Raw genomic sequence first — 19,464 nt, forward strand, 5'->3', positions numbered from 1 at the left:
CGGGGCTCACATGACGAGCCGCTGCTGCCTGCTGCTGCGCCACTCCACCATCAGCACGGTCGCGTCGTCCTGGAGCCGTCCGTGCTGGTGCTCCAGGATGGCCTGCACCAGCCGGCGCAGCGTCTCGGGCGCCGACAAGCCGTCGGCCTCCTGCCGGAGGATGAAGTCGATGAAGCGCTCCAGCCCGAACAGCTCGCCGTCCGGGCTCTGCGCCTCGATGATCCCGTCGGTGTAGAACAGCAGCCGGTCGCCGGGCTGGAGCTGGTAGCGCAGCTCCCCGGTGTACGGCCGCAGCAGGAAGCCCATCGGCGGGTCGGGCTCGCTGGACAGCGTGGCCACCTGCTGGCCCTCGCGGATCACCAGCGGCGGATGGTGTCCCCGGTTCACCCAGGTCAGCCAGCCGGTGTGCAGGTCGAGGCAGGCCAGGATGCCGGTGGCGAAGCGGCCGGTGAACTGCTCGGCGATGGCCCCGTCGATCGCCTCGCCCGTCCTGACGAGATCGGCGCCCTGCCGCCGGTTGTTCCGGCTCGCCCCGACGGCGATGGTCGCCGTCAGCCCGGCGGAGGTGTCGTGGCCCATCGAGTCGAAGATCGACACGTGCAGCGCGTCGCCGTCGATGGCGTAGTCGAAGGCGTCCCCGCCCACCTCGTACGCCGGTTCGAGCACGGCGCTGACCACCACGTCGTCGTTGGCGAACGTACCCGGCGGCAGCAGCGGCACCAGCACCTCGGCCGACAGCGTCATCGGCCGGGCGCGGATCAGCCGCGAGTAGGAGTCGCTGTGCGGCCGCTTGCTGATCACCAGCAGCGCGACCAGCGACGCGAGCTGCTTGGCTCGCCACTCGGCGACCTCGTCGTCCTGAGGCGCTGTCACCCCGAGCACGCCGACCCGCTCGGTGCCGTCCAGGAGCGGCAGCCACAACCGCTGGGCAGTGCCGTCGGGCCCGCCCGGCACGTGGACGACCTCCACGTTGCGGAAGGCGATTCCGGCGAGCGTGCCGTCGATCCGCAGGACCGCCAGCGGCTCGCCGGACGCGTCCCGCTGCTCCGGGATCGGGATGAGCTCCTGTTGCTGCAGGTCGGTGACGTAGATCGCGGTCTCGGAGAAGCCCACCAGCGCGGCGTGCCCGGAGACCACGTGCGGCAGGTCCTCCATCGCGGTCAAATGGTTGGCGGACAGCATGCCGCCCAGCATCAGCTCGCCGCCACTCCGCCGCATCGGCACACCCTTCCCGAGGTCTGCCCGGAGACCTACCCATTCGAGTGGCCGGTTCCTGCCCCGTCGACCGCTGCCGACACCTCCGTACGGACCGGGCCGCCCTCACTCAGCGGCAGGCGGTCCTTCCGCGCGTTCCGCCTCCAGCGCCCGCCACCGGGCCGCGTCCTGGTACGCCTTCGTCACCGCGACGATCATGGCCGCCTGCGCGCCGACCAGCACCGACAAGAGCATGCCCCCGCCTACGAAGGGGGCGAGCACCAGCAGCGCGGCGACCGCGAACACCCATCCGCCCACCGATCCAGGAACTCTCAAAACCGGCTCTCCCATACGTACCAGGGGCCTTCGAGGTGCGTGTATCCCGTGTGGGACTCCTCCGGCGGCTCGCCTCCGGGGCTCCAGGCGAAGCCGTACCGGTCGAACAGGCCGGTGTCGCTCACCAGGAACCGCGCTCCGCCCGGCACCCGTTCGATCGACGTCAGCGGAAAGAGGCCCACCCATTGGTCTTCGCGCCTGACGGTCTTGGTGTCCGCGGCGACCGTCCGGGCGAACTGCTCCAGCCCCGACTCCGACAGCGCGAACCGGGCCTCGAACGGCGCCCCGGTGAGCACCAGCGCGGTCACGGTCACGCCCATCAGCGGCGCGGCCGCCCAGCGGGCCCAGTGGCGGCGCAGGCCGGGACGTCCGTCGGAGCGCAGGAGGCCCACCGCGAACCGGGCGACCCAGACGACCACGGTGCCGACGGCGAGCGCGAGACCCGCCAGCAGCAGGGTGAACGAACCTCCGCCCGGCATGCTCGTGTGGTCGAGCATGAGCAGCCCCACCACGGCGACCAGCGGAAGCAGCACCTTGCCGGGCGGACCGACCAGGGCCCGGGTGAGCGCCGGTAAGGGAGGCTGCTCGGCGACCTTTTCAGACATGCCCGAGAGTACCGCGATCATGTGACGTCGCCCCAGCCCGCGGGAGGGAGCGGCTACAGCAGCCGGGAACGGTCCATCGCCGCCCTCTTCCGCACCTCGGACAGGAAGACCTCCGTGTGGCGGTGGTGGCGGCGCGGCCGGCTGGGCTCGCGGCCGGCCGGGGTGTCGGCGTGCTGGGAGAACGTCAGCCAGCAGCTGCGGATGCCGTAGAGGAGGTTCTCCAGCAGGTCGAGGGCCGGGCGGGCCGGGTTGAGCGGGGTGATGGGCAGGTAGACCGTGCTGGGGCCGAGGCCGAGCTCGGGATGGTCGGTGCGGGCCTGGGCGATCAGCTCCTCGGCCACGCCGATGCGATGCTTGGCCTCGGTGACGCCGTAGAGGTGGCCCTCGGCGACGTGCAGCGCGTTGCGGATCATCGGCATGACCGCAGCCCTGGGCGAGCCGCCGCCGCTCATCGCGGAGATCACCTCGGTGAGGCTCTCCTGGGCGGGGGCCTTGATGTTGTCGACCTCGGAGATGGTCTGCATCGGATGCAGGCCGGTGTGCCGGGCGCTGATGGTGGCGGCGGCGTAGAGCCAGTGGGCCGCCGCGATCGCGGCCGCGGTGGGATCGATCTTGGTGAACAGCGCCTCCGTGCCGAACGGATGCTGGTGCAGCAGGCTGTCGGCCTGGGCGACCTGGAGGGGCGAGGCGTCCTCGCGGCTGAGCATGACGGCCTGCTGGGCGCGCGCGGACAGGTCGCCGAGCTCGGCGTTCTCGATGGCGGCCAGCTCGGCGGTGACGTCGGTGGCCACGCTGCCGGCCAGCGGGGCGTGGTTGATCGTGTGCAGCGTACGGCCGACGCGGTGGGCGACCTCCTCCACCCGCGTGGAGTAGAGGGTGAGCGCGCCGTTGGCCGGCCGGACGGGCGCCAGCAGGGCCGGGATGACCGAGGCGAACGCGTCGCGCTCGGCCTGCCGCTGCCAGCCGACGCTGTTGGGGCCGTGCTGGTCGGCGGCGCTGGACGGGTGGGTGTAGCAGCGCCAGCAGGCGTAGGACAGCTCCGTGAGGCTGGTGGCCAGGCGGAGCACGTCGGGGCTCGAAGGCACTTGTTCCGCCACGGTGGTGGCGATGTCGCCGATCCCCGTACCCCAGGTGGCGATGAGCGCGTGGCGGGAGTGGTCGACGGCGAACCGGGTCACGGAGGCTCCTTAAAACGGGGGGTGGGGGAGCGTGATGACAAGCTCAGGATGCTTGATCCGGCGTGGTCGTGGAGGGAAATTCGCATTGTTGTCGGTCCCTGATCTGCGGATTTGCCTGATATGCGCCAGAAGATTTTTCCGGCGGACGGGCCGGTGTCCGCGCCCCTGAGCGGGCACGTGCGCGCCCCGGCAGGGGCCGGTACGCGCCCGTCGCGGCGGGCCGCCGTCTCCGCCCTCGTTCCTCCGGTCCGGCCCTGTTTCGGTCCGTCACTTTCGGCGGCCAATATCCGCCGGCAGAAAAGAAACGTGGGCGCCGGTGTAATGGAACCCCACCCGGCGAAATCATGATCATCCCCACGCGGGCGGCCGATGTGTCACCGTTTTCTCAATCCCCGGGGCGCCCGCCCGCTCGTCCGGCGCGGGCCCCTGTCCAGCTGCGCAAAGGCAGGAATGTGTGGACCTAGAGACACAGATGCTCAAGTTGCTGTTGCGCCTGCGGAAGCTCAAGGCAGGCAGGCCCACCGGCGACATCACGGCGGCCACGACCGGCATCACCCGGATGCAGGCCGACATCGCCGACATCCGGGCGGAGATGCGGCAGGACTTCGCCGCGCTCGGCGACGAGCTGGCGGCCCTGCGCCGCCACATGAACGACCACTTCACCTCCAGCCGCCCGCGCTGCTGCAAGGACCCGGCGCCCGGCTGCCCGCAGGGGACGCCGGCGTACGACCCGGACCCGATCAACAACTGACCTTCCACGCCAGGCTCAGCCTGAGGCCGCCACCCCGGTGCCGGGCTGAGCCACTCCGCGGACCCGCACCCGTTGCTTGCCGGCGGTCGTGTCGGGTATACACGGGTTGCCACCATGTGCTTACAGCAAGTGGGACCCGGCCGCCCTCCACCACTGGGCCGGTTCCCTACCGACTACCGGCAAAGGTAGGAGTAAGTGGATGTAGAGGCGGAGATCCTGGACATCAAGCTTCGGGTCCAGGCGCTGGAGGCGACGTTGTGCGCCGAGGCCGACTGCTCCGAGGCGGTGCTCGGCATCGCCGAGATGCGGGCCGACCTCGCCGACACGCGGAGCGAGGCGGGCCAGGACGTCACGGCCCTGACCGACGAGCTGCTCGGCCTGCGCGGGCAGGCCGACGAACACTTCCAGGCGATCCGGTCGAAGATCCGCCGCCGGCTCGACCTGCTGCGCTGCGAGACCCTCGACCTGGCCATCAGACTCGACCGCCTGCTGGAGAAGGACGACTCCTAGCGGCCCCGCCGCGCCGAGGCGGTCACGGGGCGGCGTGGGCCTGGCGGGTCCAGGTGGACAGGAGGCGGAGGGCGGTCTGGGAGGGGGAGCCCTCCTCGGTGGTGTGGGCGATCAACGCCTGGTCGGGGTCGTCGGGCAGGCGGAGGGTCTCGAAGCCGAGGTCGAGCCTGCCGACCACCGGGTGCAGGTAGACGTAGCGTCCGTGGGTCTTGTCCTTGAGTCGGTGTTCGGCCCAGAGCTCGCGGAACTCCGGGCTGGCGGCCGACAGCTCCTCGACCAGTTCCGACGTCCGGGTGTCCTCCGGGTGGCGGCCGGCGTCGAGGCGCAGGTAGGCGGCCACGTCGGCGGCCTTGCCCGGCCAGTCGGCGTACAGGTCGCGCATGCCCTCGTCCAGGAACACCAGGCGGGCCAGGTTGCGCTGCCGGGGCGGCAACGCGCCGAAGTCGGTGATCAGCGCCGCCGCGAGGTGGTTCCAGGCCAGTACGTCGGTGTTGCGGCCGACGACGTAGGCCGGCACGTCGGCCGACGCGTCCAGCAGGCGCTGGAGGCCGGGCCGGACGCGTTGCAGCGGCGGCGCGGCTGGCGCGCGGTCGCTCTCGTTCCAGGGGCGGGCCAGGCGGTGGAGGTGTGCGCGCTCGACGTCGTCCAGGCGCAGGGCGCGGGCGACGGCGTCCAGGACCGCTTCGGAGAAGTGCAGGGTACGGCCCTGCTCCAGCCGGACGTAATGGTCCACGCTCACCCCGGCGAGCTGGGCCAGCTCCTCCCTGCGCAGGCCGGGGACGCGTCTGCGGCTGCCGTACTCGGGCAGGCCGAGCTCCTCGGGGCGCAGCCGGGCGCGGCGTGATCGGAGGAATTCGCCCAGTTCTGCGCGTCTGTCCAGTGCCATGGGACCAGTATCGCCGTCCGGCGTCGTCGCGAGCCTGGTCATGCCGTGCCTAGGCAGCGGCGGGCACTGGGTGGGCCGCGGGCGGCGCGCCAGAGTGAGCTGCACCGGATGTCCACAAGGGATGCCCGGTCACCCACAGGGAGCAACGCGACATGAGCACCACCCACCTGCCCACCCGGCCTCTCGGCACCACCGGCATGGACATCACCCGCCTCGGCTTCGGCTCCTGGGCGGTGTCGGGGGCCGGCTGGAAGTTCGGCTGGGGCGCGACCGACGACGCCGAGTCGATCGCCGCGATCCGCCACGCCGTCGCCGGCGGCGTCAACTGGATCGACACCGCGGCCGTGTACGGGCTCGGCCACTCCGAGGAGCTGGTCGGCAAGGCCATCGCCGACCTGCCCGACGGCGACCGCCCGTACGTCTTCACCAAAGTGGGCCTGGTCTGGGACCCCGAGGACCCGCAGGCGGCCCCGCGCCGGATCATGAAGCCGGCCAGCGTCCGGCGCGAGCTGGAGGACTCGCTGCGCCGTTTGAACGTCGAGCACATCGACCTGTACCAGGTGCACTACCCCGACACCGGCGAGTCGCTGGAGTACGCCGGCGGCGGTTTCGGCGCCGTGTCGCCCAACGCCACGCCGCTGGAGGAGTACTGGCAGGTCATGGCCGACCTGAAGGCCGAGGGCAAGGTCCGCGCGATCGGCCTGTCCAACCACTCGCCGCAGGAGCTGGCGGCCGCGGAGCGCATCGCCCACGTGGACGTCATCCAGCCGCCGTTCTCGGCGATCAACCGGTCGTCGGCGGCTGAGATCGCATGGGCGCACGCCCACGGCACCGGCGTGATCGCGTACTCGCCGCTGCAGTCGGGCCTGCTCACCGGGACGTTCTCCGCCGAACGCGTCGCGAGCCTGCCCGACGGCGACTGGCGCACCGCCCACCACGACTTCACCACGGGACTGCCAGCCAACCTGCGGCTGGCGGAGGCGCTGCGCCCGGTCGCCGCCCGGCACGGCGTCGGCGTCGCCGAAGTGGCCATCGCGTGGGTCCTGGCCTGGCCGGGCGTCACCGGGGCCATCGTCGGCGCCCGCAGGCCGGAGCAGGTGGACGGCTGGATCGGCGCCGGCGCGGTGGACCTGACGCCGGCCGACCTGGTGGAGATCGCCGACGCGATCACCGCCTCCGGCGCCGGGACCGGCCCCGCCCGGCCCCTCGCGTGAGGACGACGCCGGAGATGTCCCTCATCGTGCTGGCCCAGTACGTGGCCGCGGCCGGGCAGGAGGACCGGCTGCGGACGGCGCTCGAAGCGATGATCGAACCGTCCCTGGACGAGCCCGGCTGCCTGGCCTACCGCCCCTACGGCGACCCGAACCACCCGGCGAGCATGGTCGTGATCGAGGAGTGGGCCGGCGCCGGGGCGCGGGCGCGACACCTGACCACGCCGCATCACCGCCATGCGGCACAGGTGCTGGCCCTCGTCCTGGCCGAGCCGATGGTCGTGCGCACGCTCGTGACCGCCTCCGGCGAGGGCGGAGAGGTCAGCAACGCTGCCCGTTGACGTAGTCGATCGCCGGGCTGTGCGTCACCGTCTGGCAGAAGTAGCTGCCGGACGGGATGGTGATCGTGCCGTAGGTGCCGCTGCCCGATCCGGTGCAGCCGCTGGCGAAGATGACGTACCCGACCAGGTCGGAGATGAGGATGCGCGAGCCGGAGGCGCAGACGTAGTAGGCGTCCATGGCCGCGGCCGGCGCGACGGTCGCCGACGTCACCAGGGCGGCGGACGCGGCGACGGTGACCACGCGCTTGAGCAGGGATCTCACGACGTGCCCCTTCCATGGGGAGGTGCGGACGCCTGCACCTGTACCCGAGCTGCGCCGGGCCCGATCTGACCGGGGGTGTCCGCAAGAGGCCAATGCGGGGGCGGCGGCCGGGGATCCGTCAGTGGACGGCGGTGCGGAATCGGTCCTGCTGAATAGGTTGCGGCCCGGCCCTGTCGCCTCCGGATCTGTCGGCGAGTTGCGCGTCCTTCTTTATGGCAGTTTTCGGTGCGATTGCTGAGTATGAGGGGCATGGAGCGCGTGCCGCAGGAGGACGGTGCGGCCGGGGCTCGGGAAGCCGGGCGAGCCAGGGCCGGGAGGGCTCGGCGGGTCGCCGCCGGGGGTGGGGTGCTGGTCGTCGTGGCGGTGCTGGCGTACTGGCTGGGCGGCGGCGGTGGCGACGGCGGGAGGGCCGCGGGAGGGCCGGGCGCCACGCCGACGCCCACCGCGACGCTCACGGTGCCGGACGTCTTCCGGCGGGTCGGGCCGTCGGTCGTGGTCATCCAGGCGGGCGAGTCGCTCGGCACGGGGGTGATCGCTGCCGAGGACGGGACGGTCCTGACGGCGCATCACGTGGTCAAGGCCGCGAAGGACATCAACCTCACGTTCGCGGACGGGACCAGGGCGAAGGCCGTCGTCGCCGCCGCGAATCCCAAGCGGGACGTCGCCGTGCTCAAGCCGGTGAAGCTGCCGGAGATCGTCGTGCCCGCGACGCTCGGCGGCGCCGTGGCCGTGGGGGCGCCGGTCGTGGCGATCGGCAACCCGCTGGGCCTGACCTACAGCGTCTCCACCGGGGTGGTGTCGGGGCTCGACCGGACCACCGGCCGGACCGGCAAGGACGGCGGCCTGAAAGGGCTGATCCAGTTCGACGCCTCCGTCAACCCGGGCAGCTCCGGCGGCCCCCTGCTGGACGCTCGCGGGCTGGTCGTCGGGATCGTCGTCTCGATCGCCGACCCCGGGGGCGACGACGCGTTCGCCGGCATCGCGTTCGCGGTGCCGATCGGCGCGGCCCTGGGCGGCGACGAAGGCGACGGCCCACCAGGTGACGGACCCCAGATCTGACGGTACTGCCCATAGCGCCTACAGAAGGGACATCATGCCCCCGGCCCAGGCTCATCCGCTCGAACAGGTCCTCTTCGAGGTCAAACGCACCATCGTCGGTCAGGACGTCCTGCTCGAACGCATGGCCGTCGCGCTGATCGCCGACGGTCACCTGCTGGTGGAAGGCGTGCCGGGCCTGGCCAAGACCCTGGCCGTCCGGTCGCTGGCCGCGGCGATCACCGGCGGCTTCCAGCGCGTGCAGTTCACCCCCGACCTGGTCCCCGCCGACCTCGTCGGCACGCGGGTCTACCACCAGCACTCCGGCGAGTTCAGGACGGAGCTCGGCCCGGTGTTCACGAACCTGCTGCTCGCCGACGAGATCAACCGCGCCCCCGCCAAGGTGCAGAGCGCCCTGCTGGAGGTGATGCAGGAGCACCAGGTGACGATCGGCCGCGAGACGTTCCAGGTGCCGGAGCCGTTCCTGGTGATGGCGACGGAGAACCCGATCGAGTCGGAGGGCACGTACCCGCTGCCCGAGGCGCAGGTGGACCGGTTCATGATGAAGGTGGTCGTCGGCTATCCCGCCCAGAACGAGGAGCAGGCGATCGTCGAACGGGCGCTGCGCCCACCGGACCCGCCGCAGCCGACGGTCACGACCGCCGAGCTGATGGAGATGCGGGCCCGCGCCCGGCAGGTGTACGTCGATCCGTCGATCGTCGACTACGCCGTACGCGTGGTCGCCGTGACGCGTTCGCCGGGCACCGCCGGGCTGGGGGAGCTGGAGCGGTACGTCACGTACGGGGCCAGCCCGCGCGCGTCCATCGCGCTCGTCACGGGCGCCCGCGCGCTGGCGTTCCTGCGCGGCCGCGACTACGTCCTGCCGGACGACCTGTCCGAACTCGCGCTCGACGTGCTGCGCCACCGCCTCGTGCTGTCCTACGAGGCCCTGGCGGACGACGTCGACGCCGACACGATCATCAGCAGGGTGCTCGGGGCCGTCCGGACGCCCGACGTCGTCCTGCGGAACCGCTGAGCCGTCATGGCCACCGCCCCCGAGAGACTCCTGCTCCGCCTGGAGTGGAAGGTCGTCCGCAGGCTGGACGGCCGCCTCCAGGGCGCCCACCGCACCGCGCACCGCGGCTCCGGCATCGACTTCACCGGCCTGCGCCGCTACGCCGACGGCGACGACGCCCGGCACATCGACTGGAACGTCACCGCCCGCCTGGACGAACCCCATCTGCGCGTGTTCACCGAGGACCGCGAGCTGACGGTGTGGCTGGTGCTCGACCGGTCGGCCTCGATGACGGCCGGACGGCCGGGGCGCGGCAAGCACGACGTCCTGGCCGAGCTGACGCTCGTCCTCGCCCGGCTGTTCGGGCGCGGCGGCGACCGGGTCGGCGCGCTGCTGTTCGACACCGGGACAACGCGGGTCGTGCCGCCGGGCACGTCCCGGCGGCACGCGCTGCGGATCGGCGCCGAGCTGGAACGCACCGCCGGTGCGCGCGCCGGCGCCACCACCGACCTGGCGCTGATGCTCGACGCGGCCGGACGGCTGGCGCGCCGCCGCGCCCTCATCGTCGTCCTGTCGGACTTCATCGGCGACGGCGACTGGGAACGCTCGCTCCAGCGCCTGGCCCGGCGGCACGAGGTCGTCGCCCTGCGCATCGTGGACGCGGCCGACGACGTGCTGCCCGAGGCCGGGCTGATCGTGGTCGAGGACGCCGAGACCGGGGAGCAGCTCGTCGTCGACTCCGCCGACCCGCTGCTGCGGGTCCGCTTCCGCGAGGCCGTGGACGCCCGCGACGCCCGGCTCGCGGCGGGCATGCGCCGGGCGGGGGTGCCGGTCCACCGCGTCGGTACCGACCGCGACCTGACCGACACGCTCGTCGAGATCGCCGCCCGCACGGGGGAGCGGCGGCCATGAGCGGGATCGGCCCGGGGCGGGAAGTGGTCGCCATGAGCGGATTCGCCGGGGACCGGCTGACGCTGTCGTCCCCGCTGTTGCTGGCCGCCGGGCTGCTCGTCACGGCGGCGCTGGCCTGGGCGGCCGTCGTCTCGGCCCGCCGCCGGAGGTCGGCGCTGGCCGCGGCCGGGGTCGCCGGGCCGGGCGGGCGCGGCGCGTACCTCGGGACCGGCCTGACGATCGCGGCGGTCGGCGTGCTCGCGGTCGCCACCGCGGGGCCGGCGGCGATGGTGCCGGTGCCGCGGACCGCGGGCACCGTCATCCTCGCCGTCGACGTCTCCAACAGCATGGGCGCCGGTGACGTCGCGCCGACCAGGCTGGCCGCCGCGCAGCGGGCGGCCCGCGCGTTCGTGGCGGCGCAGCCGGACAGCGTGGACATCGGGGTCGTCGCGTTCGAACGCGGCGCGCTCACCACCGCGCGGCCCGACGCGGACCATTCCGTCGCGCTCAGGGCCATCGACCGTCTGAGGATCACCGGCGGCACCTCGCTCGGGGCGGCCATCACGGCCTCGCTCACGGCCATCACCGGCAGGCAGGTGGTGATCGGCCGCGACGGGACGCCGCCCGACCTCGGCTACTGGCCGTCGGCCACGATCGTGATGTTCTCCGACGGCCAGAACCAGGGCGGCGACGTCGAGCGGGCCGCCGCCGTGGCCCAGAAGGCGGGCGTGCGCGTCCACACCGTGGGGGTCGGCACCGCGGCCGGGGCGGCGGTGCGGGTCGACGGCTACCACCTGCAGACCTCGCTCGACGCGGACACCCTCACCACGATCGCGCGGACCACCGGCGGCGCCTACCACCCGGCCGCCGACGCCGCGCGGCTCGACGGCATCGCCGACACGATCGACCTGCGGCTCACCGTCTCAGACAAGCCGCTGCCGCTCGCCGGCGGGCTGATCGGGCTCGCGCTCGTGCTGCTCGCCGCGGGCGCGGCGGTCACCGTGTTCCGGTCCGGGCGGGTGATCTGAATGTCGTTGTCCTGGCCGTGGGCGCTGCTGTGCGCGCTGGTCATCCCGTTGATCTTCGTGATCCGCTGGTGGGCGGGTCGCCGGCGGCGGCGGGCCGCCGTGCGCGTCACCTCGATCGCGCTCGTACGGGCCGCCCTTCCCGGGCGTACGCGCTGGACGCGGCGCATCCCCGTGGCGCTCTTCGTCGCCGGGCTGGCGCTGCTCGCGGCCGGGGCGGCGCGACCGCAGGCGTCGGTGCCGGTGCCGATGCGGTCGGCGACGATCCTGCTGGCGCTCGACACCTCCGGCTCCATGTGCTCCACCGACGTCGACCCCAACCGCCTCACCGCCGCCAGGAAGGCCGCCGCCGATTTCATCGAGTCGCAGCGCGGCGGGCCGCGCATCGGCCTGGTCACCTTCGCCGGCACGGCGGGCCTGCTCGTCCCGCCCACCGACGACACCGACGCCCTGATCGAGGCCCTGGACGGGCTCACCGTCGCCCGCGGCACCGCGATCGGCCAGGCCATGCTCACCTCGATCGACGCGATCGCCGAGGTGGACCCGTCGGTCGCCGCCACCGCCGCGACGCCGCCCGCCGCGGCCTCCGGGTACGCCGGCGCCGCGATCGTCGTGCTCACCGACGGCGCCAACACCCAGGGCGTCGACCCGCAGCGGGCCGCCCAGGAGGCGGCGCTGCGCCGTGTACGCGTGTTCACCATCGGCTTCGGCACCACGAACCCGGTTCCGATGGTGTGCGACAACTCGCAGTTCGACGGCCGCGGGTTCGGCAGCTGGGGCGGCGGGTTCGGCGGGGGCTTCGACCGGGGCCGCAACCCCCGGATCATCGACGAGCCGGCACTCCGGCAGATCGCCAGGACGACCGGCGGCTCCTACCACCGCGCCGAGAACGCCGCCCAGCTCGCCACCGCCCTGGACGCCCTTCCCGGCACCTTCACGGTCGTGCGCGAGCGGGTGGACACGGCCGCCGCCTTCGCCGGGGCCGGGGCCCTGCTCGTGGCCGCGGCGCTGTCGCTCTCCCTCTGGTGGAACCGCCCGCGGCGGGCGGCCTAGTCGAGGGCCGTCCCCGACCGCTCGGCGAGGCGTTCGTGGCGCTGCCGGGCGGCCTGCGCGGTGCCGAGACCGAGCCCGAAGGCGATCTCCTGCCAGGTCATGCCGCGCCCACGGGCCATCGCCAGCAGCCCGGCCTCCAGCGCGTCCAGCTCTCCGCGAACCAGCGGGACGAGGCTCAACGCCGCGGTGATGTCGGCCTGGTCCACCTCCGGCTCGCCGTCGTCCGGCTTCGCGGCCCCGCTGAGCAGGAACGTCACCAGCCTGACGGCCTCGTGCGGCCCGATGACCGACGGGTGCGCCTGCCTGAGCCGCTGCTCGTCGGTGGCCGCGTGCCGCTCGGCGATCCGGAACAGGGACGCGTGCACCCGCTGGGCGCGCGCCTGCTCGGGGTCCGGCGGGGAGAAGGGGTGCTCGATCGACATGGAGGCAACGATGGCGCTGAAACTCACTGATGTCAACAGCCTGTTTTGAACGGACTGTTCAACACGTGGAGCGCGGGTTGAAGGTTTCAGGGCTGTATATGGGTGTTTCAGCTGGAAGGGTTACACCGAAAGTTCAACGATAGCGTTGAAGGCATGGATATCAAGGACATCGCCTGGCCGGTCGATGGCGCGGGTGTCTCGGCGTTCCTGGGGACGCTGCCCGCCAGGCCGCTGCTGCTCGGCCTCGGTGAGGCCAGGCACTTCGTGGGGGAACTGGGCGAGCTGCGCAACGAGATCTTCCGGCACCTCGTCGAGAACGAGGGCTACCGGTCGTTCGCCATCGAGAGCGACTGTCTCAAGGGCCTCCTGGTGGACGACTACGTCACGACCGGTGCCGGCACCCTCGACGACGTCATGGAACGCGGCTTCAGCCACGGTTTCGGCGCCCTGCCGGCCAACCGCGAGCTCGTCCGCTGGATGCGCGCCCACAACGAGGAGCACGACGAGAAGCTGCGGTTCTTCGGGGTCGACGGCCCTCTGGAGTACTGGGCGGCGAGCCCGCGCGAGGCGCTCACCGGCCTGTACGACCTGCTCGACGGCCCGCTCCCCGCCGCGGTGGTGACCAGGGAGACCCTCGACGCGCTGCTGGGCCAGGACGACCGATGGTCCGACGAGGCCACGGCCATGGACCCGTCGAAGTCGATCGGCCAGTCCGCCGACGCCCAGCGGCTCCGGGTGATCGCCGACGACCTGGCGGCGCTGCTCGACACGCAGTCGCCGCAACTCGGCGCGCGGGACAGGGAACGGGCGGAGCTGTACGCGCGTACCGCCACCGCCCTGCTGCGCTACCACCACTGGATGGCCGACGCCTCCCCGGCGCGCTGGACCCGGCTGTCGGCCCTGCGGGACGCGATGATGGCGGCCAACCTGCGTGCCGTCGCCGAGCACGGCCCGGCCCTGGTCTTCTCCGCCAACCTGCACCTCCAGCGCGACAAGACGTTCATGTCGTTCGGCGACCAGCGGCTGGAGTGGTGGAGCGCGGGGGCGATCGCCGCCGCCCACCTGGGCGACCGGTACGCCTACCTGGCCTCCGCCTTCGGCACGACCGGCGACGACACCCCGTCGCCGGACACCGTCGAGGGCGTGTTGTCCACGCTCCCGTGGGACCACTCGGTGGTCGACGCCCGCCGCCTGGCCGAGGCGGTCGCCGATCCGGCGCGGCGCGTCTCCCAGGATTTCGCCTACTTCCCGCTGGACCCGTCCCACCTCGGCGCGATCGACGGCGTCGTCTTCGTCAAGGAGGTCGGCGCCTGGGGGTGACCGTCCGGGGGGCGGACAGCACGATGGTCCCTCCCCGCGGGGAGGGACCATCAGGTTGACGCGGATGGGAAGAGAGGCGACCTACTCGGAGGTCTCCCAGGGCATCGGCATGTCGCCCATTTCCTGGTAGGAACGTTCCATGTACGGGTCGTCCATCATGTCCTCAGGCTGAGGCTCGTAGGACTCGTCCATGGGGCGGCCCATCTCCCGCTCGTTCCTGTTCGCCACCTCGGAGACACATCCCGATGCGGCGGTCCTGCCGTCGTACGGCCTCCTGCCCGGCGGGCACTGGCGGTCGTAGCCGTGGTCGTACCTGTGGTCGTACCCGTGGTCGTGACCGTGGTGACGGCCGTGGTGGTGCGGCTTCTTGCCGGGCCGGCAGTGGTCCTTCTTCTTGCCCGGCCGGCACGGCGGGCGCGGGTGCTGCGACTTCTGCGCGACCCGGATCGTCGCCGTCGCCGGCGCGGAGGTCAGACCGTCCGCCCTGGCCACGGCGGTGTTGGTGACGGTGAAGCTGCAGCCCTTGCGGCAGTCCTTCTTGCCGCCGGGACGGCTCGGCACGACGAAGACGCCCGTGCACGTGGTGGACTCGCCCGGCTCCAGGGTGGTGGTCCGGCAGGCGATGTTCGTCACCCGGTTGTCCTCGATCCGGAGGTTCTCCAGCGTCTCGCCGGAGTTGTTCCTGACCTCGTAGCGGTAGGTGACCCTCTCACCGGGCCGGTACGTGCGGGTGTCGTCCACGCTCTTTTCCAGCAGCAGCGTCCCGCGCTCGCCCATGACGTCGATGGTGGCCTCCGACGGCGGCGAGCTCACCTCCGTGTCGTCGATCATGCCCACCGCGGTGGCGGTGTTGGTGACCGAGCCGTGGGCGGCGTCCTCTTCGGTGACCGTGTAGGTGCCCGTGCAGACCGTGTACTCGCCGGGCTCCAGGGTGGTGGCCTCGCAGACGATGTCCGACACCCGGTTGTCGTCGATCCGCAGGTCGGTCACGGTCTCGTCGAACGTGTTCCGCACGACGTAGCGGTAGGTGACCCGGTCGCCGGGGCGGTACGCGCGGGAGTCGTCGACGCGCTTGTCGAGCTCCAGCATGCCGCGCTCGTCCGTGACGCCGACGGTGACCTCGGACGGCGGCGAGCTGACCTCGGTCCCGTCCGCCCTGCCCATCGCGGTGGCGGTGTTGGTGACCGAGCCGCGCTCGGCGTCCTCCTCCGTGACCGTGTACGAGCCGCGGCAGATGACCCGCTCGCCCACGTTCAAGGTGGTCTGCGGGCAGGTGACCTCTTCGACGACGTCGTCGTCCACCATCAGGTCGGTGATGTTCATGTTGCCGGTGTTGGTGACCACGTACTCGTAGGGCACCTCCGTGCCCACCGGCACCGGGTCGGGCAGGTCGGCGTCCCGGGCGACGCGCTTCCTGAGCGACAGCTCAGGCCGCTCGGCCACCGGACGGACGACCACGTTCCGGATCAGGTGCACATCGCTGAACAGACCCGTTGAAGCACCGAAACCGAACTTGTAGCTCTCCGGCACCGGCTGCGGCGCGGGCAGGGACAGCACCTCCTGCATCCCGTTGCCGTCGTTGAAGTCGATCGAGATCGTGATCTCGGGGTTCGGCGCCGGCGTGATCCGGACGTTGACCGTGCGCTTCGACTCCTCAAGCACGGCCTGCGCCGCCCGCGGGTCGCTGGGCACGGTCCGCGTGGGCCCCTGCAGGTCGCCCGGCAGAGTCGAGGGCCACGGCCCGGTCGTGGTGAAGTTGCTGGTGGTGGCGGTCAGGAAGCAGTAGCCCGCGGTGCCGTTGCCGGGCCCGCGCACCGTCACCATGTTCGGCCCGGGAGCCGGGACGCGGAAGCCCGTGCCGGCCGGCGAGCGCTCGGCGCAGGTGCGGCCCCGCTGCTCCCAGTCCCCGAAGTAGTTGCCGAGGACGTCCAGGCCGATGCCGACGTAACCCTGGTTGACCCCGGGCTCGAACGGGTTCGCCGGGTCGTCGTCGGGCAGCTTCTGGGCGTAGCCGAGGCTGCCGCCGAACGCGCCCGGACGGTCCAGCGAGGCCTCACCGTCGATCAGGAAGAAGGAGATGCCGTCCGCGGGCACCGCCGTGGTGTTGCCGTACTGCCACTGCTCGAACGTCACGTCCAGGCCCTCTTCGGCCGGGATCGGCTCGTTGTAGAGGGCGGCCGCCGTCTGGTCCAGATCGGCGCTGGTGAGCTGGAGATAGCCGTAAGGCGCTGCTCCGGTCGGCGGGACGGGACCCGCCGCGTTGGCGGGGCAGCCCCCGAGCGGATGGTCGCCAGGCCCGGCGGGCGGAGCCGCCGGCGCACCGGTCAGGCAGGCCGATCCCACGCCGATGAACTGCGGGATCGCGGTGGCCCCGGTGAAGTCCTCCTCGACCAGCGGAACCGGTTGCGCGGCTGCCGGACGGGCGGGTTGGAGCGCGACAGACACCGCGCTCAGAAGGAGCATGGTGGAAATGGCCGCACGTTTAGGGCCAGATGAGCTGTTTCCCGGCCCCGCAGGGCCAGATCGTATCTTCACGAATACTGAAGGTAACCATGCGCACTTGTGAACAGCTCGATCGACATAGCAAATGATCAACCACGAATGACACCGTCCCTCTTTACGGGTATTCCGGGTTTCGGTGTCAGCACGCCCGGTCCGGCCCCGCCCCTTCGGCGCAGGGGCGGTCGGCAGGCTCCGCGGAGGCGAACAGCGCGCCCAGCCTTTTCACCGTCTCGGGGACGATCCGGTAGTAGACCCAGGTGCCGCGACGCTCGCCGTCGATGAGCCCGGCGGTGCGCAGCACCTTCAGATGGTGCGAGATGGTCGGCGCGGTCAGGTCGAACACGCCGGTCAGGTCGCACACGCACGCCTCGCCGCCGGCGTGCGAGCCGATCATCGACAGCAGCCGCAGCCGCACCGGATCGGCGACGGCCTTGAGCAACGTGGCCAGCTCGACGGCGTCGGCCTCGCCGAGCGGCTCGCGGGCGATCGGCGCGCAGCATGAGGTGCCGGCGGGGGCGGCCATGACGAGACTCCTTACTTCGATCCCGATCAAAATCATAGGCGCCCGCCGCCGGCCCTCACGCGCGCCCGCTCCGGGTCCGGGCGCGTCACCCGCAGCAGGAGCCGCCCGCTCCGCCCGTGGCCGGGACGGTGGCCAGGAGCAGTGGCCCGCCGCCGGCCCGCCGCTCCTGGGCCTCGGCCAGGCCGGAGGAACACACCCCGGTCGCCGGCAGGTCGAGCCGCACGTCGCGGGCCGCCTGCCAGTCCCCGGCCAGCGCGGCGACGACCGAGCGGGCCTGCTCGTACCCGGTGGCGAGCAGGAAGGTCGGGGCGCGGCCGTAGCTCTTGACGCCGATGGCGTAGTAGCCGGGCTCGGGATGGGCCAGCTCGTCCACGCCGTGTGGCGGGACGGTGCCGCAGGAGTGCTGGTTAGGGTCGATCAGCGGGGCGAGGCGGCGGGTGGAGCCGAGGACGGGGTCCAGGTCCAGGCGGAGTTCGGCGGCGATGGAGTGGTCGGGGCGGTAGCCGGTCGCGCTGACGATCAGGTCCACGGTGATCGACTGCTCGGCGCCGGAGGGGGTGCGGCTGGTCACTTCGACGCCGTCGCCGGTGGCGCGTACCCGGTGGGTGAAGAAGCCGGTCAGGAGCTGGACGCGGCCGGAGGTGACGAGGGCGTGCAGGCGGGTGCCGAGCGCGCCGCGGGCGGGGAGGGCGTCGGCGTCGCCGCCGCCGTAGGCGCGGCCGGCGTTGCCCGCGCGGATGGCCCAGGTGACGGGGGTGTCGTCCAGCTGGGCCAGGGCGAGCAGCGTGGTGGCGGCCGAGTGGCCGGCGCCGACGACCAGGACGTGCCGGCCTTCGTAGCGGTGGCGGTCGGCGCCGAGGACGTCGGGCAGGGCGTGGTCGATGGACACCTCGTCCTCGCCGTGTGCGGGCAGGCCGCTCGCGCCCAGCACGTTCGGGCTGGTCCAGGTGCCGGAGGCGTCGATGATCGCGCTCGCCTGCAGCTCGCCGCCGTCGGCCAGGCGGATCAGGAAGGGCGCCTGCTCGCGGCCTGCCGTGCGCACGCGGTCATGGCCCAGGCGGCTGATCGCGGTCACCCGTGCGTCGGTGCGTACCCGGTCGCCGAACAGCTCGGCCAGCGGGGCGAGGTAGTCGGCGATGATCTCGGCGCCGGTCGGCAGCCATTCGGGGTCGGGCGCGGTCCAGCCGTCGGCCTCCAGCAGGCGGCGGGCGGCGGCGTCGATGTCGTACTTCCAGGGGCTGAACACCCGCACGTGCCCCCACTGTGCGATCGACGCGGCGATCCGCTCACCGGCCTCCAGGACCAGGAAGTCGAGGCCACGTTCGGCCAGGTGGGCGGCGGCGGCCAACCCGACAGGCCCGGCGCCGATCACGACCACGGGCAGGTCGTCCCGCCGCTCTGAGGTGAACTGCTCGATCGCGGCAGGACCGCGACAACCGTCGCTCATGACCGTTTCTCCAGACTTCGGGCGATTGCCCTTGAATAGAAGTTCATCTAACCAGCGACATCATGCGCGCCTGATTAGACGACTGTCAAATCAGACCTTTGACAATAGGCAGGTAAATACCTGCATAATGGACGGCGTGAGCCTCGAAGCGACAGCCGTGGATCTCGTCTTCAAGGCGCTGGCCGACCCCACCCGGCGCCTCCTGCTCGACCGACTGCGCGAGCACAACGGTCAGACGCTGCGCGAGCTGTGCGAACGTCTTGACATGGCCCGCCAGTCGGCGACCCAGCATCTGAACGTCCTCGAGCAGGCCGCCCTCGTCACCGTCGTCCGGCGCGGACGGGAACGGCTCCACTACCTCAACCCGGCGCCCATCCACGAGATCCAGGAGCGCTGGATCTCGGAGTTCGACCGGCCCCGGCTGCGAGCGATCAACGCCATCAAGCACCAGGCAGAGGAGTACGCCATGAGCGACGAACCCACGTCCGTGCCGACCTACGTCTACGTCACCTACATCCGCGCGAGCGCCGAGCAGGTCTGGCGGGCCCTGACCGACGCGGACCTGACCGCGCGCTACTGGGGACACCGCAACATCTCGGACTGGCGGCAGGGATCGCCCTGGGAGCACCGGCGCGCCGACGGATCAGATGCCGTCGACGTCACCGGCGAGGTGATCGAGGCCGAGCCCCCGGCCCGCCTCGTCGTCACCTTCGACGACGCCCCCGGCGCCGCGTCATCGAGGAAGTCGTCGGTGGTCACCTTCCTCATCGAGCCGCACCAGGACATCGTCCGTCTCACCGTGACCCACGAGGACCTGCCCAACCAGGCGATGCTCGACGGGATCGCGCAAGGATGGCCGGCCGTGCTGGCGAACCTCAAGTCGCTGCTGGAGACCGGCGAGGTCCTCCCGCAGGCGCCGTGGGAGATGTACCGGGCGCACGCCTGACCACCCGGCCC

The 19,464-nt window shown here is 72.2% G+C and carries 21 protein-coding genes; 11 read left to right on the plus strand and 10 right to left on the minus strand.

Translation table 11 applies throughout. The annotated features are described in order from the left end of the window. Nucleotides 1–6: 6 nt before the first annotated feature. From ABZ459_RS28525 to ABZ459_RS28540, 4 genes are all read right to left on the minus strand, one after another. Nucleotides 7–1,218 (minus strand): PP2C family protein-serine/threonine phosphatase, encoded by a 1,212-nt coding sequence (locus ABZ459_RS28525; protein WP_357976385.1) that lies wholly within the window; start codon nt 1,216–1,218, stop codon nt 7–9. A gap of 102 nt (nt 1,219–1,320) precedes the next feature. Further along, nucleotides 1,321–1,530: a hypothetical protein gene (locus ABZ459_RS28530; RefSeq protein WP_357976388.1), complete on the minus strand. Its 210-nt coding sequence runs from the start codon at nt 1,528–1,530 to the stop codon at nt 1,321–1,323. Continuing rightward, nucleotides 1,527–2,135, minus strand: coding sequence for a hypothetical protein (locus ABZ459_RS28535; RefSeq protein ID WP_357976391.1), 609 nt, complete (start codon nt 2,133–2,135; stop codon nt 1,527–1,529). The genes ABZ459_RS28530 and ABZ459_RS28535 overlap by 4 nt, the downstream gene beginning before the upstream one ends. 53 nt (nt 2,136–2,188) lie before the next feature. Then, nucleotides 2,189–3,313, minus strand: a complete 1,125-nt coding sequence (locus ABZ459_RS28540) for a hypothetical protein (protein ID WP_357976393.1) — start codon at nt 3,311–3,313, stop codon at nt 2,189–2,191. Nucleotides 3,314–3,785: 472 nt separating this feature from the next. Here ABZ459_RS28540 and ABZ459_RS28545 point away from each other — a divergent pair, with 472 nt between their 5' ends. Beyond that, nucleotides 3,786–4,064 (plus strand): hypothetical protein, encoded by a 279-nt coding sequence (locus ABZ459_RS28545; protein WP_357976396.1) that lies wholly within the window; start codon nt 3,786–3,788, stop codon nt 4,062–4,064. A gap of 195 nt (nt 4,065–4,259) precedes the next feature. After that, a complete protein-coding gene (locus ABZ459_RS28550; protein WP_357976399.1) occupies nt 4,260–4,574 on the plus strand; it encodes a hypothetical protein in 315 nt (104 codons plus the stop codon). 22 nt (nt 4,575–4,596) lie between these two features. On the opposite strand, the gene ABZ459_RS28555 is transcribed toward ABZ459_RS28550, so the two are convergent. After that, the gene (locus ABZ459_RS28555; protein WP_357976401.1) at nt 4,597–5,460 is read right to left on the minus strand and encodes a helix-turn-helix transcriptional regulator; all 864 of its coding nucleotides are present in this window, start codon (nt 5,458–5,460) and stop codon (nt 4,597–4,599) included. A gap of 152 nt (nt 5,461–5,612) precedes the next feature. On the opposite strand from ABZ459_RS28555, the gene ABZ459_RS28560 reads away from it, so the two are divergent. After that, nucleotides 5,613–6,674, plus strand: coding sequence for an aldo/keto reductase (locus tag ABZ459_RS28560; protein WP_357976404.1), 1,062 nt, complete (start codon nt 5,613–5,615; stop codon nt 6,672–6,674). Nucleotides 6,675–6,688: 14 nt separating this feature from the next. Further along, nucleotides 6,689–7,012, plus strand: a complete 324-nt coding sequence (locus ABZ459_RS28565; RefSeq protein ID WP_357976406.1) for a putative quinol monooxygenase — start codon at nt 6,689–6,691, stop codon at nt 7,010–7,012. Here the strand turns inward: ABZ459_RS28565 and ABZ459_RS28570 are convergent. Beyond that, nucleotides 6,993–7,274, minus strand: coding sequence for a hypothetical protein (locus tag ABZ459_RS28570; protein ID WP_357976409.1), 282 nt, complete (start codon nt 7,272–7,274; stop codon nt 6,993–6,995). The two genes, ABZ459_RS28565 and ABZ459_RS28570, sit on opposite strands and share 20 nt — an antisense overlap. Nucleotides 7,275–7,523: 249 nt before the next feature. Between ABZ459_RS28570 and ABZ459_RS28575 the strand changes: the two genes are divergently transcribed. Genes ABZ459_RS28575 through ABZ459_RS28595 form a run of 5 tightly spaced genes read left to right on the plus strand, consistent with a single transcriptional unit; the run spans nt 7,524 to nt 12,293 of the window. Continuing rightward, nucleotides 7,524–8,333: a trypsin-like peptidase domain-containing protein gene (locus ABZ459_RS28575; protein WP_357976412.1), complete on the plus strand. Its 810-nt coding sequence runs from the start codon at nt 7,524–7,526 to the stop codon at nt 8,331–8,333. Between the two features lie 34 nt (nt 8,334–8,367). Continuing rightward, nucleotides 8,368–9,345: a MoxR family ATPase gene (locus tag ABZ459_RS28580; RefSeq protein ID WP_357976415.1), complete on the plus strand. Its 978-nt coding sequence runs from the start codon at nt 8,368–8,370 to the stop codon at nt 9,343–9,345. Between the two features lie 6 nt (nt 9,346–9,351). Continuing rightward, nucleotides 9,352–10,236: a DUF58 domain-containing protein gene (locus ABZ459_RS28585; RefSeq protein ID WP_357976418.1), complete on the plus strand. Its 885-nt coding sequence runs from the start codon at nt 9,352–9,354 to the stop codon at nt 10,234–10,236. Next, complete coding sequence (locus tag ABZ459_RS28590; protein WP_357976421.1) at nt 10,233–11,243, plus strand: VWA domain-containing protein; 1,011 nt, start codon at nt 10,233–10,235, stop codon at nt 11,241–11,243. Before ABZ459_RS28585 ends, ABZ459_RS28590 begins: the two co-directional genes overlap by 4 nt. Further along, a complete protein-coding gene (locus tag ABZ459_RS28595) occupies nt 11,244–12,293 on the plus strand; it encodes a VWA domain-containing protein (protein ID WP_357976424.1) in 1,050 nt (349 codons plus the stop codon). Here the strand turns inward: ABZ459_RS28595 and ABZ459_RS28600 are convergent. Next, nucleotides 12,290–12,715, minus strand: coding sequence for a DNA-binding protein (locus ABZ459_RS28600; RefSeq protein ID WP_357976427.1), 426 nt, complete (start codon nt 12,713–12,715; stop codon nt 12,290–12,292). The genes ABZ459_RS28595 and ABZ459_RS28600 overlap by 4 nt on opposite strands. Before the next feature lie 153 nt (nt 12,716–12,868). Here ABZ459_RS28600 and ABZ459_RS28605 point away from each other — a divergent pair, with 153 nt between their 5' ends. Next, entirely contained in the window at nt 12,869–14,035 is a 1,167-nt protein-coding gene (locus ABZ459_RS28605; RefSeq protein ID WP_357976430.1) for an erythromycin esterase family protein, read from the plus strand. Between the two features lie 81 nt (nt 14,036–14,116). Here the strand turns inward: ABZ459_RS28605 and ABZ459_RS28610 are convergent, their stop codons facing one another. The 3 genes from ABZ459_RS28610 to ABZ459_RS28620 all read right to left on the minus strand — a co-directional run bounded on the left by ABZ459_RS28610 (nt 14,117) and on the right by ABZ459_RS28620 (nt 18,507). Continuing rightward, the gene (locus tag ABZ459_RS28610; RefSeq protein ID WP_357976432.1) at nt 14,117–16,498 is read right to left on the minus strand and encodes a hypothetical protein; all 2,382 of its coding nucleotides are present in this window, start codon (nt 16,496–16,498) and stop codon (nt 14,117–14,119) included. A 178-nt stretch (nt 16,499–16,676) separates the two neighbouring features. Continuing rightward, nucleotides 16,677–17,060 carry a metalloregulator ArsR/SmtB family transcription factor gene (locus tag ABZ459_RS28615; RefSeq protein WP_357976435.1) on the minus strand — a complete coding sequence of 128 codons (384 nt, stop codon included), beginning with the start codon at nt 17,058–17,060 and terminating at the stop codon, nt 16,677–16,679. Between the two features lie 85 nt (nt 17,061–17,145). Continuing rightward, on the minus strand, nt 17,146–18,507 hold the full coding sequence (locus ABZ459_RS28620; protein WP_357976438.1) for an FAD-dependent oxidoreductase: 1,362 nt from the start codon (nt 18,505–18,507) through the stop codon (nt 17,146–17,148). 136 nt (nt 18,508–18,643) lie between these two features. On the opposite strand from ABZ459_RS28620, the gene ABZ459_RS28625 reads away from it, so the two are divergent. Further along, the gene (locus ABZ459_RS28625) at nt 18,644–19,453 is read left to right on the plus strand and encodes a metalloregulator ArsR/SmtB family transcription factor (protein WP_357976441.1); all 810 of its coding nucleotides are present in this window, start codon (nt 18,644–18,646) and stop codon (nt 19,451–19,453) included. Nucleotides 19,454–19,464: the final 11 nt, after the last annotated feature.

Origin of the sequence: Nonomuraea sp. NPDC005692 (assembly GCF_040631115.1) — a bacterium.
Taxonomy (GTDB): Bacteria; Actinomycetota; Actinomycetes; order Streptosporangiales; family Streptosporangiaceae; genus Nonomuraea.

Excerpts from the sequence above, each read along its gene's own strand:
- ABZ459_RS28620 (WP_357976438.1), bottom strand. The coding sequence starts at position 18,507 with ATGAGCGACGGTTGTCGCGGTCCTGCCGCGATCGAGCAGTTCACCTCA.
- ABZ459_RS28565 (WP_357976406.1), top strand. The coding sequence starts at position 6,689 with ATGTCCCTCATCGTGCTGGCCCAGTACGTGGCCGCGGCCGGGCAGGAG.
- ABZ459_RS28595 (WP_357976424.1), top strand. The coding sequence starts at position 11,244 with ATGTCGTTGTCCTGGCCGTGGGCGCTGCTGTGCGCGCTGGTCATCCCG.
- ABZ459_RS28535 (WP_357976391.1), bottom strand. The coding sequence starts at position 2,135 with ATGTCTGAAAAGGTCGCCGAGCAGCCTCCCTTACCGGCGCTCACCCGG.
- ABZ459_RS28560 (WP_357976404.1), top strand. The coding sequence starts at position 5,613 with ATGAGCACCACCCACCTGCCCACCCGGCCTCTCGGCACCACCGGCATG.
- ABZ459_RS28525 (WP_357976385.1), bottom strand. The coding sequence starts at position 1,218 with ATGCGGCGGAGTGGCGGCGAGCTGATGCTGGGCGGCATGCTGTCCGCC.
- ABZ459_RS28545 (WP_357976396.1), top strand. The coding sequence starts at position 3,786 with ATGCTCAAGTTGCTGTTGCGCCTGCGGAAGCTCAAGGCAGGCAGGCCC.
- ABZ459_RS28610 (WP_357976432.1), bottom strand. The coding sequence starts at position 16,498 with ATGCTCCTTCTGAGCGCGGTGTCTGTCGCGCTCCAACCCGCCCGTCCG.
- ABZ459_RS28605 (WP_357976430.1), top strand. The coding sequence starts at position 12,869 with ATGGATATCAAGGACATCGCCTGGCCGGTCGATGGCGCGGGTGTCTCG.
- ABZ459_RS28585 (WP_357976418.1), top strand. The coding sequence starts at position 9,352 with ATGGCCACCGCCCCCGAGAGACTCCTGCTCCGCCTGGAGTGGAAGGTC.
- ABZ459_RS28600 (WP_357976427.1), bottom strand. The coding sequence starts at position 12,715 with ATGTCGATCGAGCACCCCTTCTCCCCGCCGGACCCCGAGCAGGCGCGC.
- ABZ459_RS28575 (WP_357976412.1), top strand. The coding sequence starts at position 7,524 with ATGGAGCGCGTGCCGCAGGAGGACGGTGCGGCCGGGGCTCGGGAAGCC.
- ABZ459_RS28615 (WP_357976435.1), bottom strand. The coding sequence starts at position 17,060 with ATGGCCGCCCCCGCCGGCACCTCATGCTGCGCGCCGATCGCCCGCGAG.
- ABZ459_RS28555 (WP_357976401.1), bottom strand. The coding sequence starts at position 5,460 with ATGGCACTGGACAGACGCGCAGAACTGGGCGAATTCCTCCGATCACGC.
- ABZ459_RS28580 (WP_357976415.1), top strand. The coding sequence starts at position 8,368 with ATGCCCCCGGCCCAGGCTCATCCGCTCGAACAGGTCCTCTTCGAGGTC.
- ABZ459_RS28590 (WP_357976421.1), top strand. The coding sequence starts at position 10,233 with ATGAGCGGGATCGGCCCGGGGCGGGAAGTGGTCGCCATGAGCGGATTC.